We start from the raw sequence: 14,018 nt of genomic DNA, 5'->3' as shown, positions 1-14,018 counted from the left end.
GCTCCAGCGCGACCTCGATCGCGCGCTTGCAGTCGGCCTCGCTGGTCGCGTCGCCGGCGGCGAAGACGGCGCCGGGAACCGCGGCGATCACATCATCGGCGGCCGTCTGGTCGCGCCCGGTGAAGACGACCCGCGCGCCATCCGCCGCCAGCCGCTCGACGCAGGCCGCGCCGATGCCGCGCGTGCCGCCGGTCACCAGGAAGACGCGTTGTGTTTCCGTGCTCATGCGACTGTCTCGTAGCTGACCGGCGTGCAAAGCGGACCGGCCCTGTGCGCTGCCCAGTAAAGATCGTGGATGCGGTTGGTGATCGGTCCGGGCTTGCCGTTGCCGTAGATGCGGCCATCGAGCACCGTCACCGGCATGATGCCGCCGGCGGAGCTTGAGATGAAGATCTCGTCGGCGTCGCGCAGTTCCTCGATCGGCAGCGGCCGCACCTCGCAGGTGACGCCTGCTTCGGCGGCCAACTCGATCACCGTGCGGCGCGTCATGCCCTCGAAGACGCCACGGTCCGGTGTCGTGATGACGTTGCCCTTCACCGAAAAGACGTTGAAGCCCGCGCCTTCTGTGACGTTGCCCTTGCCGTCATTGAGCACAGCGACGATGGCGTCCTTGTCGTAGGCCTCGAAGATGCCCATGGTGAGATCGAGCCAGTGGAAATTCTTGATGCGCGGATCGAGCGATTCGGGAGGGATGCGCTGCACCGAGCTCACCACCATCTTCAGCCCGTCGCAGCGCTGCTCGTCATTGGCGATCCAGACGAAAGGCTGCGCGAAGGCATAGAACCGGTTCTGGCAAAGCCGTGGATCGCGCGTGCCTGCCGGCGGCACGCCGCGCGTGCAGGTCATCTGCACATAGGCGTCGCGAAGTCCGGTGCGGCGCACGCACTCGATGAGGACATCGGCCATCTCGGCCTTCGACAGCGGCAGGCTCATGCGCAGGCCGCGCATGGAAGCCAGGAAGCGCTCGATATGATCGTCGAGCCTGAAGAAGCGACCCTTCCAGACATGGGTGACGTCATAGGTCGCATCGGATCGCACGAAGCCACGGTCGGTGAGCGGAATGGCCGCTTCGGCCAGCGGCATATAGCTGCCGTTGACGTAGGCGATACCCAACGCCGGATCGTGAGCGGTTCTGTCTGTCATGAAATCCTCCACCTCTGCCAAATCTATTATTGGATACAATCTGGGGAAATATTTCGCCAGAACAGTTAAAGCGCTTTGCCAACCGCTTCGCATTGTATACAGTCCTACGACAATATGCGGGCCACAAATGCTTGACGATCCCAACCATGCCGGCAACGGCCTTCCAGGGCTGCGCGGCACCGATCATATTGGCTTCACCGTTCCCGACCTCGACGAAGCCGTCTATTTCTTCGTCGAAATTATCGGCTGCGAGCCATTTTACGAACTTGGGGCTTTCCAGTCCGATGGGGACTGGATGCAGACCCATCTCAATGTCCATCCCCGGGCCGTGATGAAGCAGCTCAAATTCCTGCGCTGCCGTCACGGTTCCAATTTCGAGATCTTCGAATATTCCGCTCCGGACCGGAATGCCACGCAGCCCCGCAACAGCGACGTCGGCGGTCATCATCTCGCCTTCTATGTCGACGACATCGACGCGGCGATCGCCTATCTTAAGGCGCGGGGCGTCCGTGTGCTCGGCGAGCCGACAGTGCGCACCGGGGGGCCGAGCGCCGGCCAGAGCTGGGTCTATTTCCTGAGCCCCTGGGGCATGCAGCTCGAGCTGGTCTCCTTCCCAGCCGGCAAAGGCTATGAGCGCGGAACGGACCGCCGGCTTTGGCATCCCGCCAGACCTCATCTGTGAGCGGATGGTTCGTGCCGATTCCCACTTGCGCGCCGATGCAGCCGCGTCACCGATGCGCTGCGCGACGCTATCTTGTCGGGGCGGTTGCGGCCGGGCAGCCGTGTGCGCCAGGAGGAGCTCGCTGAGGAATACGGCGTCAGCAGCACCCCCGTGCGCGAGGCGCTGCGGCAGCTGGGAAGCTAGGGGCAGGTCATCCTCGTGCCCAACAGCAGTGCCTGGATTTCCAAGCTCGACCGTGCCGAATGCATCGAGATCTACAAGATCCGCGAACGGCTGGAGCCGCTGGCGCTTTCCGAAAGCAGCGCGAACCTCTCGCCCGAAACGCTTGTGCGTCCGGAAGACGTCTTCTTGTGCATCGAAGCCGCCGGCAGCATCGACGAGTTCCTGCAGCTCGACCGCGAGTTCCTGAGCTATGAAGGCGCGCACATGCCCCAGCTCGCCCAGATGATCCACAAACTCTGGAACACCACCCCGCAATACCCCCACGCTTTCGCTGCTTCGGTGGGCTCGGCTGGCATGGCGGCGGTACATCACGAGCACCGCCTGATCCTCGAGGCACTTAACAGCGCGACGGCGAACAGTCTGGATTTATCCTCGGCGGCCATATCCGCCGCACCCGCCTGCAATTGGAGCGACACAACGAGATGTTGGCCTGAGTAGCAACGCGCCGAAAATTCTAGCCGCCCCGCCTTTGTCACGGTCGCGGCGGGTGCGGCCTGATGAGGGGACTCAGCCGCGCGGATTTGAACCATTAGCCAAGCCCAGTCCCTAGGCGTACCAGCGCGCCGGCGCCATGGGAACCGACGTTTCATAGTCGAGCTCGTGCGTCGCCACCAGCAGGGCATTCTGTGAGCGCTCGATTTCTTCCACGAGATCCCAAGTGGACATGAATGCGTCGGGGCTCCAGGCGACGGCCGGAACCAATCGTTCGCGCATCTTTGATACCAGATAGGCTGCGTCACCAAGAAGGAACACCGGCCTCGATCTGAGGTGAACGAGAAGCGATTGATGGCCTTTCGTATGCCCCGGTGTCGGAAAAATCCGCAGCAAACCATCACCGAACAGGTCGAACTCGCCATCAAGCTCGATCCAATCGATGGGGTGGTTCAAATCCTTCTGCACGAATATCTCACGTTGATACCGTGGTGGATTGCGGGCGAAGGCAAGCTCGTCGCGCTGGACATAAACCTTGGCATGGGTAAGCCACTCCAACCCACCAGCATGATCAAAATGGAGATGGGACTGAACCACGTGCGAGATGTCCGACGTACTCATACCAATGCTTGCCAGCCGGGGAACAAGCCAATCCTCCTCGGTCATAACGACTTGAAAAGAATCGGCCGCGGCCCCAAGCCTGGAATGCGGATCGGTTCTCAGCGTCGGATGCGCGCCACTGTCGAACAGCACATTGCCCTCCGGATGCGTAATGACGTAGACGAAATAAGGGTTGAAGACCTTCTGGCCGGCGCGGGGATCGAACGGATCGAACACGGCCCAATCAGTCATGTCACCGCCGCAGTACAGCGGATAGATGCGCATTTCGCCAATGCTACCGTATGCAAGATCGGTCATTGCCGGCCCCTATCGTCTTTGTGTGGTTTCCGCCTGAATCGTCCGCAGCCCCCATGGCGGCCCTCACCGGACGGCTTCCCTGCGGCCGAACAGGCCATGCGGAACGATGGTGAAAATGCCGATAATGATGGAGAGGCTGATGGCATCCCGGTATGGCAGCACCGCCTCCGGCAGGTAGGCGCGAAGAAACACCTCCAGAGCCCCCAGGATGAGACCGCCCACGGCCGCCCCGGGCAGACTGCCGAGCCCTCCCAGCACAACCGCGATGAAGGCTTTGATGACCGGCATGCTTCCCATTGCCGGATCGACCGATCCGCGTTGGAATATCCAGAGCACCCCGGCTATTCCCGCCAGCAATCCGGAGAGCCCGAATGCGAGCAGGATGACGAGATTGGCGTTGACGCCCATCAGCCGCGTAACTCTGAAATTCTGCGCCGCGGCGCGCATGGCTATACCCACGACCGACCGCTTGAGGAAAAGCGTCAAGAGTGCCAGCGATAAGGCACTGGTGAGGATTGAAAACATCGGCACCTTGCCGAAATGGAAGCTTCCGAGCGTAATGGCCCCTGTCAGGCTCTCGGGCACGGCGATCGCTTTCGGGCGGGCGCCAAGGACATTCTGGAACAGCACGTGCAGGATGGAACTTACTGCGAAGCTTGTCAGCAGCATGACCACGATGTCGGCATTGCGAACTGACCTGAACGCGACGATCTCCATTACTAAGGCCGCGATGACCGTTACCGCGAGGGCGGCCACGAATGCGAGCGCGAAGGGCATGCCCGACGACAGGCAGTAGAAGAGAGCGTAACCCATGATGGTCATCAACTCGCCATGGGCGAAGTTGATCAGGCCAAGTACGGAAAAGATCATGGCGAGACCGATTCCCACCAAGGCGTAGGTTCCGCCGAGGGCGAGCGAATTCAGCACCTGTTGGAAGAAATATTCCAAGGCTCACACTCCCATGTACATGGCATGGATGTCGCCGCTTTCTCGCATACTCTCGCTTGTGCCATGCTTGACCATGACACCCGCCTGCATGAGATAGGCCGCGTCGGAAATGTCCAGCGACAATTCGGCATTCTGTTCGACGAGCAGGATGGTCGTGCCCGACTTGTTGAGCGAGACGATGAGGTCGAAGATCTGATCGACGATGTTGGGCGCGAGGCCAAGCGATGGCTCGTCGAGCAGAAGCAGTTCTGGCTCGGACATCAGAGAGCGCGCGATCGCGAGCATCTGTTGTTCGCCGCCAGAGAGCGTGCCGGCAACTTGACTGCTTCTTTCGCGCAAACGCGGAAAAAGATCGAAATTCTTCTCGACGTTCTGCTGCGTGCGCGAGCGCAACGCGGAGGTTCCCGCCGCGCCAATCAGCAGATTTTCATGCACCGTGAGCTGCGGAAAAACGAACCGTCCCTCCGGCGTCAACGTCATTCCGCGGTGCACGATCTGCTCGGTGCCCTTCCGGGAGATGTCCTCGTCCCGGAAGGTCACCGACCCAGAGGCGAGCGCCACGAGACCCATGCAGGCGCCAAGCACGGAACTTTTGCCCGCACCGTTCGCCCCGAGGAGCGTAACGATCTGTCCGGTCAGGACCTCGAGATCGATACCCCGCACGGCTTGCACCGCGCCGTAGGACACGCACAACCTCTGAACCTTAAGAAGTGTTCTCATCATGGGTCTCCGCCTTCAGACATCTTCAGGGAGCTGGGATGTCTTCGAGCGCGGGCGTCTCGTCGACCACGAGTTCCTTGTGACCACTGGTCACCTTCACCAGGAACACGGTCCGCAAGGGAACCCTGTTCGTTCCCTTGTAGGTGATGGTGCCCGTCGTCACCGGCAGGTTCTCGATAGTCTCCATGCCCGCTATCAGGGATGGGCCGTCCAGTTTGCCGTTGGCGCGTTCGACGGCCGCCTTGATAATCTCGATCAGATCGTAACCGACAGCGCTCGTCACGGTATCGGTGGGATAGCCGTATTCCGTCTGGAATTCCTTGTTGAAGGCTTCCAGGCGGCTGCCCGGCAACGGGAAGCCGCTCGCCGAATAGATGACCCCTTCCGACACCTTGCCGAGATCCACTACCGTCTGAGTATCGATCCCGTCGGAGCCCAGTACGGGCGTGTCCACGCCTGCCGCCCGCAATTGCTGCAGAAGTGCGGGGAAGTCGGGCTCATATGCCGACGTCATGATCACATCTGGAGCAGGATTGAGTTCCTTGATCTTGCTTACCTCGACGGTGAAGTCCTGCTGGCCCATCTTGTATTGGATGGTCGAGACGACCTTGCCGCCGTATTTCTCGAACACCTGGCCGAAATATTTGGGCAGCTTGTCGGTATATGGACTGTCGGGCGAAAGGAGAATCGCCGCGGTCTTGTACCCGGCGGTCTTTGCCGCATATTTGCCGAGCACAGCCGCCTGGATGCTGTCAGGTACGGCATTGAGATAAAGATGATCGCCGACCATGCCCGGCAGGATCGGCGGCGTCGCGGTGCCTGAGATGGTCAGCACATCGGCCGCCTGGCCTACCTGGCCGGCGGCAATGGTCGGGTCGCCATCCGCCGGTGTCACCAGCACGTTGACTCCTTCGCTGACCAGTTCCTGCGCCATGACGGCCGCTTCGCTGGTCTCGGAGCGCGTGTCCCGTGCGAGAATCTGGATTGTCTTGCCCTCGATGCCACCCGCCGCGTTGATTTTCTTAGCGGCCAGCTGGGCACCCAGCAGTAGCGGTTGATCGAAGATCGCCAACGCGCCGGTCTGCCCTCCCACGACCCCGATCTTGATGTCGTCGGCCAACGCCGAACCGCCCATCAATCCCACAAGCATAGCTACCGCCAAACCCTTTGCCTTAAGCATTGCTTTCCTCCTTGTTGCCAACACCCTTGTCTTGGATATTCCAGTCCTTCTTGGCAGATCGCCTGCCGATATAGGCCTCGCGCACAGCAGGGTCCGCCCACACGGCGTCCGGCTCGCCCTCGGCGATCAACTGCCCCTTGTTCAGCACGGCCACGCGGTCGCAGAGCTCCATGATGAGAGCCATGTCGTGGTCGACGATCAGCAGCCCGATGCCGCGCTCCCGCACCACCTTGCGTAGCGTCGCGAGCAGTTCCCGCGTCTCGCCCTCGTTCATTCCCGCGGCAGGCTCGTCCAGAAGCATGAACCGCGGATTGGTCGCCAGTGCCCTGGCAATTTCCAGACGTCGCTGCAGGCCATAGGCGAGTTCGTTGGCGGGCCGGTTTTGCATATCGGCGATGCCGAGCGCTTCAAGCAGACCGACGGCCATCCGTTCGAGTTCGGCATGACCAAGATCGGCGAACTTCTGCGCAAGCGCGGCTTTGACGTTTTCGAGCACCGTTAGGCGACCGAAAAGACGGACCGTCTGGAAGGTGCGCCCGACGCCGAGACGCGCGATGCGGAAGGACGAATAGCCTGATATATCCTGGCCAGCGAGCACGATGGTCCCACCGCTCGGCACAAGGGTGCCGGCCAGACAGCCGAGAAGCGTCGTCTTACCCGAGCCATTCGGGCCGATCAAACCCAGGACCTGCCCCGACGCAAGCGTCAGGGTGACGCCATCGAGCGCCCGGACACCGCCATAGGACTTGCTCAACTCTCTGGCCGAGAGCGACGAAGGCTCTGGCTTGTCGGACGGCAGCGCGCCCATTCCCTGGTTCCGCAATCGGCGTGACAGGAACAGATCCTCGACTTCCGCGTGGCCGACAAGCCCCTGGCGCCGCACCAGCAGGATCACCAGGATGGCAACGCTCAGGCCGACCACCGTCAGGCCGAATATCTGGGGCAGATGGATCGGACCGATCGTAACGCCGGGTTCCAGGCGACGCAGTATCTCGACAAGCAGAGTGACGACTGTGACCCCGACTACGGCGCCGGTGACGCTGCCGGCACCACCCACGACATACATGACGATCAGAGAGAACGTCATTTCCAGATAGAAGACCTTGGCCGAGAAGACGGTAAGGGAGTGGGCCAGCACGACTCCCGCCAACGCGGTGATGATCGCGCTGACGATGAAGGCCAGTTGCCGTTGACGCACGACGTCCACGCCGATCGCATAGGCGGCTGCCTCGTCCTCCCGGCTGGATCGTAACAGCAGGCCGGCTATCGCATCCCGATAGGCCCGCGCGACAAAAAGCGCGCAAAGCGCAAGCGCCGTGGCTACACCGACGCTCGCAAGCGGCGCGATGCCGTACATTGCCTGGCTGCCGCGTGTGATGCCTTGCGCGCCGACAATCAGCGAATTGACGATGATGAGAAAGCCCAGCGTGCCGATCGCGCCGGAGGCTCCACCCAGCTTTGCGATGGGGATCGCCACAACGGCGGCAACAATTCCTACGATGACCAGCGTCATGACCGTGGCCGACAGGAGGCCGAACTGGCTCTGCTGTATGAACGAAGGCAGCAAAGGAAGCGCGCTGGCCTTAAGTGCGGGCGGTATTGTCAGGCTGGCGGAAATCTGGGCGCCAAGCGCCATGAAGCCAACGTGGCCGAAGGACAGGATGCCGGAATTTCCGCTGTATACGGTCAAGCCCAGAACGGCGATCAGGCTGACTAGCGCATTGACGTAAGTCAGCTTGCTGGCGCTCGTCCCGAACAATGCGACCGCTGTTCCGACCAGGATGAGGAATACGCCCAGGATGGTCACATTAAGCAGGAAGCGGGGCGTAGCAATGACCTGTAATGCCTTGTCCAAACGATCCCCCGTCCATGTCCGACGCCTGAGGTCAGCGCATAGTGCACAAAGGCGTCGCGCCGGCCCCTCTCTCTGAGCTTGTCCCCCTCCAATCGCCAAGGGACTTTGCGGATGGCGGCACATCATTCTTCTTACAACTTACATCTTATAAATTATCCGTCAAGGAAGCAGGAGCAGGTTCGCCCGTGATGGTTGAAGGAGTCGGCAACCTGCTGTCTGGCCCAAAGCCCGACGCTCCCGCTGCTGAGGTCGTCGGGCCGGGATTGCGAAATTCGAGCGTCGTGCCGGCGCGCCGGCCCCACTTGCCGTGATGAAAAGCTACGACTTCGGGATGCATGCTTTTGTCCTGTCTGTGGTGATTGTCATGGCAGCCAAGCCTCAAAGCGAGAGGCTCTCCCTTGTGTCTTCGATGGCGAGGAAAAGCGCGCCGACGAGTTCGTCGATCTGGTCCGGCTCGATGATGTAAGGCGGGCAAAGCGCCAGCACGTCACCCATGTTGCGCAGGATGATGCCGCGTTGCCGGGAGGCGCGCTCGACTTGCGCGCCAACCCTGGCCTCGGTAGGAAAACCCTGTTTCGTGCGCCGGTCGGCGACAAGCTCGACGCCGGCAAGCAGGCCGACGCCGCGTATCTCGCCGACCATTGGATGGTCGGCGAGCGCGTTGCGCAGCGCTCCCAGCATCTGCGCGCCCAGTTTCCGGGCACGGCCGGCGACATCCATCTCGTGGTAAATGCGCAACGCTGCGGCAGCGACCGCCGAGGTGACGGGATGGCCCGAATAGGTGAAGCCGTGCCCGAAGACGCCGTTGCGGTGTCCCTCGTCGGCGATCGCCTGATAGAGCGTATCCGACACAACCACCGCTGCGATCGGCAGATAGCCCGAGGACAGACCCTTGGCGACGGAGAACATGTCCGGCTTGAAACCAAAAGTCTCGCTGCCGAACCAGTTGCCCGTCCTGCCAAAGCCGCAGACGACTTCGTCGGCCAGAAGCAGGATGTCATATCTATCGAGCAACGCGCGCAGCTTGGGGAAATAACTTTGCGGGGGGACGATCACCCCGCCCGCTCCCATCACCGGCTCTGCGATCATGGCTGCGATCGTTTCTGGCCCGGCCGCCAGGAGCATCGCCTCGAGCTCGGCGATCAGCCGGTCGGCGAACGCCTCCTCGCTCTCGCCTTCCCGCCCTTCTCGATAGAAATGCGGCTTGCCTGCAAAAAGGATGTCGTCGGTGTTCATGCCGAACGAACGGTGCATATGCGGCAGGCCGCTCAGCACCGCGCCCATCACCGTGCTGCCATGGAAAGCGCCGTTGCGGCTGATGATGCGCCGCTTCTCCGGCTTGCCGCGCGCGGCCTGATAATACCAGGCGAGCTTGATCATGGAATCGTTGGCTTCCGACCCGGAATTGGCGAGGAATATCCGGCAGTCTGGAATTGGCGAGACCGCCGCAAGCTGCTCGATCAGGTCGATGCAGGGCTCGTTTGAACGATGGTTGAAGGTATGGTAATTGGCGAGCTTGGCGAATTGGACGGCCGCAGCGGCGGCCAACCTCTGATCGTTGAAACCGAGCGACGCCGTCCACAGGCCGGCCATGCCTTCGATATAGCGGTTTCCGGCATCGTCGCTGACATAAACGCCGTCGCCGCCTGAGATGATCAGCGGTCCATCCTGCTCGTGCCGCCGCGGGTCCGTCTGCGAATGCAGATGCAGGCTCATGTCAAGGGCCCGAGCAGAGTTGTGCAGCATTCCTGTTCCCTATAGTCGGATGATTGCTCTTGCGGCTCAACCAGATATCTTATAACTTATAAGTTGTCGAGAGTCGATACAGGGAAACGGAGGAGACTGGCATGACGTCCTCAGGTGCGAGCCGATGGCCGAGCAACAGCGGCACGGACGCGATATCGGACGAACAGGCTGATCGCCTGCGCGAGCGCGCGCGCTTCGTGCGGCTGGAGACGATCAGGCTGATTTCAATCGCCAAGGTCGGCCACTACTCGTCCGTCTTCTCTTGCGCCGAGATCTTCTCGACGCTCTATTACGACACGATGCGTATCCGCCGCGGCGAGCCGGACTGGCCGGACCGCGACCGCTTCCTGATGGGAAAGGGCCATGCGGCTGTCGGGCAGTTTCCGATCCTTGCCGACCTCGATTTCTTCGACCGTTCCTGGCTCGACGATTACACCCGCCTCGGCAGCCCGCTCGGCGATCACCCCGATATGCGCAAAGTGCCCGGTGTCGACTTCAGCTCCGGTTCGATCGGCCATGCCCTGTCCAACGGCGTCGGCATGGCGCTGGGCGCCCGTTTCCACAGAAAGGACTTCAACGTCTTCGTCCTGCTCGGCGACGGCGAGATGCAGGAGGGCCAGGTGTGGGAGGCCGCGATCAGCGCCGCCACACATCGCCTGAGCAAGCTTGTCGCGATCATCGACCGCAACGGCTACCAACTCGACGGCAAGGTCGACGACGTCGCGGCGGTCGAGCCGCTGGACGAGAAGTGGCGCGCCTTCGGTTGGGAGGTTCATGAGGTGGACGGTCACGACGTCGTGGCGCTCGCCAACCTGCTGCGGAAGGTTAAGACCGACACTGCCCGCGAAAAGCCCTGCTGCATCATCGCCAGAACGGTCAAGGGGAAAGGCATCGATTACATGGAAACCGAACCCGGCTGGCACCTGGGCTATCTCGCGCCGGAAGACGAAGCGCGCGCCCGCGACATGATCCAGGAAGGTGCGGAATGAGCGCTGTCTTGCATCCCGACAGCTGGCAGTATCGCGAGCTCAACAACCGCGCGCCCTCGCTTGCGACCTTAGCCAACACGCTGATCGAACTCGCCGAGGCCGGCCATCCGGTCGTCGCCGGCACCGCCGACCTGCAGCATTCCAACGGGCTCGTCGGCTTCGCGCAGCGCTTTCCCGCGCGCTTCACGCAATTCGGCATCTCTGAGCAGAACATGGTCTCGGCCGCGGCCGGCATGGCGACGACCGGCGTCATACCCTATGTCGCCACCTTCGCCTCCTTCCTGGCGCTGCTCTGCTGCGAGCAGATCCGCATGGACGTAGCGTATTGCGCGCAGCCGGTCCGCCTGATCGGCCACCACACCGGCATCTCGCTCGGCTTCTACGGCACCTCGCACCATGCGACGGAAGACATCGCCATCATGCGCTCGATTGCCGACCTCACCGTCGTCTCGACTGCGGACGGCCCGCAATTCGCCGCGGCGCTGCGCGCTTCGGTCAATCATCCGCAGCCGATCTATTTCCGCATCTCGCGCGGCCACGATCCGGTCGTCTATGCCGGTGACGAGCCGTTCGAATTCGGTAAGGCCGTGGTCCACGGCATCGGTAGCGATCTCACCTTCATAGCCTGCGGCATGGCAGTGCATTCGGCCAAGCAAGCCATGGAATCGCTAAACGGCAAGGGTCACTCCGTCGGCCTCATCGACATGCACACTATCAAGCCGCTCGACCGCGTGGTGCTGATGCAGGCGGCACGCAAGTCGCGCATCATCCTGACCGTCGAGGAGCACAATATCCTCGGCGGGCTGGGTGGCGCCGTCGCCGAAGTGCTAGCCGAGGAAGGCGGCGGCGCACGGCTCGTCCGTCATGGCATCAAGGACGAGTACAGCCTGATCGCCCCGCCGACCCATCTCTACCGTCACTACAAGCTCGACGCGGCGGGGGTCGAAAGCGTTGCGCAATCCCTGCTCGCTTAGAGCATGATCCCGAACCGCAGTTCAGTGCAGCAAAAGGTGGGATTCGGTTTCCGGAGATGAACATGCTTCAACAAAGAGTTGGTGCAGGGCGACGATTCAACGATACGTCATCCGGCTCTAGCAGGCCGACAATACAAGGAGAGAAAAAGCGTCTATTGGTTATATCTTGTAGAATCACCGCCGGCAGAAGACGCCACTCAACAAAGCCGAGGAGACCTTTGCCGTGAACATTCAGCCGCTTGAGCAAGGCAATCTGTCCGCACGCGCCTATGTCGCCCTTCGCGAAGGGTTGATCGCGGGTCAGTTCCGGCCGGGACAGCGCCTGGTGATGCAGGATCTCGCCGACCAACTCGGCACCAGCGTCACCCCTGTCCGCGAAGCCTGCCTGCGGCTGGTCAGTGAACGCGGCCTGGAACTGCGCTCGGGCCGCTTCGTCACCGTGCCGGCGCTGACGCTGGCGCGTTACATGGAGGTGCGCACCATAAGGCTGTCGCTGGAGGGCCTTGCCGCCGGACTCGCCGCCCAGAATGCGACGAGGGATGACATCGAAAAGCTGACCGCCATCCAGAAAGTGTTCGAGAAGGCGGACCGGGCCAGCGATCCGGAACTGTCATTCCGCTACAACCGGGACTTCCACTTCACCGTCTATCGGCTCTCAGGCATGGAGATGCTGGTCGCGCATATCGAAAGCCTTTGGGTTTCGATGGGGCCGATGCTGACGGTGTTCTACAAGGAGGGTGGACACAAATATGTCGGCGCCGCCGAGCACCTGACGGTAATTGAGGGCCTGCGCGAAAAGAATTCGCAAAAGGCGCGCGCCGCCATGGAGCAGGACCTCATCCTGGGCGGCGAGGATTTCCTACGCTTCCTGCAGGGACACGAAGGTTTCGTGGCACCCTGAGCCTTGTCAGGACTGCAGCCGCGCGACCGCTGCCAGAGCCTCGTCCGTCACCGCCAGCGCCTCGTCGATATCCGCCTCCTGGTGGGCAGCCGACAGGAACAGCGTGTGCGCCGGATGCAGGTAGACGCCACCGGCGAGTGCTTCCAGGCAGAACGTTTCTCCGAGCTTCCGATCCACGTCGTTCTCGAACAAAAGCACCGGCATTTGCACCGGCCCGCTTTGCCGCAAGGGCACGCCGTGTTTGCGCGCCTGCGCGTCGAGGCCCTCGCGGAAACGCTGGCCCATGGCCCGCATATGCCCGACCGCATCGACGGCGCCGAGCTTCCGGATCGTCGCGATCGCCGCCGCCATCGACACGCCGGCGGTCCAGAAGGAGCCGGTGGTGAAGATGCGTGTCGCTCCTTCGCGAAAGCGGTCGTTGCCGGTGACGGCAGCCATCGCATGGCCGTTGGCGATCGCCTTGCTCCAGGCGGCCATATCGGGCCGCACGCCGACCGGTTCCCAACTGCCGCCCATATCGAGGCGGAAGCCGGCACGAACATCGTCGACGATCAGCGCAGCATCGGCGCTGTCGGCGAGCGCGCGCGCCTTTCGCGCGAACGCCACGGTCGGCAATTCATGCGGCTTGCCAAGGTCGTGCTTAAAGGCAGAGACCAGGATCGCCGCGAGATCGCCCCTGCACTGCTCAGCCGCCGCCTCGAGGCTCTCGACGTCATTGTAGTCGTAATGGACAAGATGCGCGCGATCTTCCTCGGTGACGCCGGCGACCGATGGCGAGCACCACGGAATGGCGCCATGATAGGCGCCCCGCGCGACCAGGATCTTGCGGCGCCCGGTGCCCGCGCGGGCGATCGTCAGGCAGGCGGTCGTGGCGTCGGTGCCGTTCTTGGAGAACATCGCCCAGTCGGCATGCGGGATAGTCTCGACCATCAGTTCCGCCAATTCGACGAGCCGCTCACTCGGCCCGTTCATCGCATCCCCAAGCTCCCGCTGCCTGCCGGCCGCCGCCTCGACGTCGGCATCGCCATAACCCAGGATCATCGGCCCCCAACCGCAGAGGAAATCGATGTATTCGCGTCCGTCCGCATCCCAGGTGCGGCACCCTTGCGCGCGTGAGAAATATTGCGGATAGCCGACCGGCAGGCGTGGTGCATTTTGATGCCCCCACATTCCTCCCGGGATGACGCGCATCGCGCGGCCCCGCAAGATACTGTCATTGTTCTTTGACTGCTGATCCATGGAACCCCGCCGCGCGGCGTGCGAGCCGATGCCTGAGACTGCTTTTCAGCGTTCGATATATCATGTATC

The 14,018-nt window shown here is 62.2% G+C and carries 14 protein-coding genes; 5 read left to right on the top strand and 9 right to left on the bottom strand.

The features are described from left to right. On the bottom strand, window positions 1–226 hold a 226-nt coding region (locus EOA27_RS03705), incomplete at its 3' end, for an SDR family NAD(P)-dependent oxidoreductase (RefSeq protein WP_127255478.1). Then, window positions 223–1,143 (bottom strand): aminotransferase class IV, encoded by a 921-nt coding sequence (locus EOA27_RS03700; protein ID WP_126062109.1) that lies wholly within the window; start codon window positions 1,141–1,143, stop codon window positions 223–225. The genes EOA27_RS03700 and EOA27_RS03705, both read right to left, overlap by 4 nt. A 127-nt stretch (window positions 1,144–1,270) precedes the next feature. On the opposite strand from EOA27_RS03700, the gene EOA27_RS03695 reads away from it, so the two are divergent. Next, the gene (locus tag EOA27_RS03695; RefSeq protein ID WP_126062110.1) at window positions 1,271–1,825 is read left to right on the top strand and encodes a VOC family protein; all 555 of its coding nucleotides are present in this window, start codon (window positions 1,271–1,273) and stop codon (window positions 1,823–1,825) included. A 198-nt stretch (window positions 1,826–2,023) separates the two neighbouring features. Further along, window positions 2,024–2,485, top strand: a complete 462-nt coding sequence (locus tag EOA27_RS03685) for an FCD domain-containing protein (RefSeq protein WP_189476407.1) — start codon at window positions 2,024–2,026, stop codon at window positions 2,483–2,485. A 108-nt stretch (window positions 2,486–2,593) separates the two neighbouring features. Here EOA27_RS03685 and EOA27_RS03680 read toward each other — a convergent pair whose 3' ends face one another. The 6 genes from EOA27_RS03680 to EOA27_RS03655 form a co-directional block, all read right to left on the bottom strand. After that, window positions 2,594–3,397: an N-acyl homoserine lactonase family protein gene (locus EOA27_RS03680; protein WP_126062112.1), complete on the bottom strand. Its 804-nt coding sequence runs from the start codon at window positions 3,395–3,397 to the stop codon at window positions 2,594–2,596. 63 nt (window positions 3,398–3,460) lie between these two features. Continuing rightward, on the bottom strand, window positions 3,461–4,345 hold the full coding sequence (locus EOA27_RS03675; protein WP_126062113.1) for a branched-chain amino acid ABC transporter permease: 885 nt from the start codon (window positions 4,343–4,345) through the stop codon (window positions 3,461–3,463). Window positions 4,346–4,348: 3 nt separating this feature from the next. Next, window positions 4,349–5,032 (bottom strand): ABC transporter ATP-binding protein, encoded by a 684-nt coding sequence (locus EOA27_RS03670; RefSeq protein ID WP_245456600.1) that lies wholly within the window; start codon window positions 5,030–5,032, stop codon window positions 4,349–4,351. Between the two features lie 58 nt (window positions 5,033–5,090). Beyond that, window positions 5,091–6,245: an ABC transporter substrate-binding protein gene (locus EOA27_RS03665; protein ID WP_126062115.1), complete on the bottom strand. Its 1,155-nt coding sequence runs from the start codon at window positions 6,243–6,245 to the stop codon at window positions 5,091–5,093. Then, window positions 6,238–8,223: a branched-chain amino acid ABC transporter ATP-binding protein/permease gene (locus EOA27_RS03660; protein WP_189476409.1), complete on the bottom strand. Its 1,986-nt coding sequence runs from the start codon at window positions 8,221–8,223 to the stop codon at window positions 6,238–6,240. The genes EOA27_RS03665 and EOA27_RS03660 overlap by 8 nt, the downstream gene beginning before the upstream one ends. A 255-nt stretch (window positions 8,224–8,478) precedes the next feature. Continuing rightward, the gene (locus EOA27_RS03655) at window positions 8,479–9,846 is read right to left on the bottom strand and encodes an aminotransferase (protein ID WP_126062117.1); all 1,368 of its coding nucleotides are present in this window, start codon (window positions 9,844–9,846) and stop codon (window positions 8,479–8,481) included. A gap of 101 nt (window positions 9,847–9,947) precedes the next feature. Between EOA27_RS03655 and EOA27_RS03650 the strand changes: the two genes are divergently transcribed. The 3 genes from EOA27_RS03650 (at window position 9,948) to EOA27_RS03640 (ending at window position 12,710) form a co-directional block, all read left to right on the top strand. Beyond that, window positions 9,948–10,835, top strand: coding sequence for a transketolase (locus tag EOA27_RS03650; protein ID WP_126062118.1), 888 nt, complete (start codon window positions 9,948–9,950; stop codon window positions 10,833–10,835). Further along, entirely contained in the window at window positions 10,832–11,809 is a 978-nt protein-coding gene (locus EOA27_RS03645; protein WP_126062119.1) for a transketolase C-terminal domain-containing protein, read from the top strand. The genes EOA27_RS03650 and EOA27_RS03645 overlap by 4 nt, the downstream gene beginning before the upstream one ends. A gap of 223 nt (window positions 11,810–12,032) precedes the next feature. Continuing rightward, window positions 12,033–12,710 carry a GntR family transcriptional regulator gene (locus tag EOA27_RS03640; RefSeq protein WP_126062120.1) on the top strand — a complete coding sequence of 226 codons (678 nt, stop codon included), beginning with the start codon at window positions 12,033–12,035 and terminating at the stop codon, window positions 12,708–12,710. A 6-nt stretch (window positions 12,711–12,716) separates the two neighbouring features. Here EOA27_RS03640 and EOA27_RS03635 read toward each other — a convergent pair whose 3' ends face one another. Then, window positions 12,717–13,949: an aminotransferase class III-fold pyridoxal phosphate-dependent enzyme gene (locus EOA27_RS03635; RefSeq protein WP_127255476.1), complete on the bottom strand. Its 1,233-nt coding sequence runs from the start codon at window positions 13,947–13,949 to the stop codon at window positions 12,717–12,719. Between the last annotated feature and the right edge of the window lie 69 nt (window positions 13,950–14,018).

The sequence above is a fragment of the Mesorhizobium sp. M2A.F.Ca.ET.037.01.1.1 genome, from assembly GCF_003998075.1.
Taxonomy (GTDB): Bacteria; Pseudomonadota; Alphaproteobacteria; order Rhizobiales; family Rhizobiaceae; genus Mesorhizobium.
This window is presented reverse-complemented; position numbering and strand designations above follow the sequence as displayed.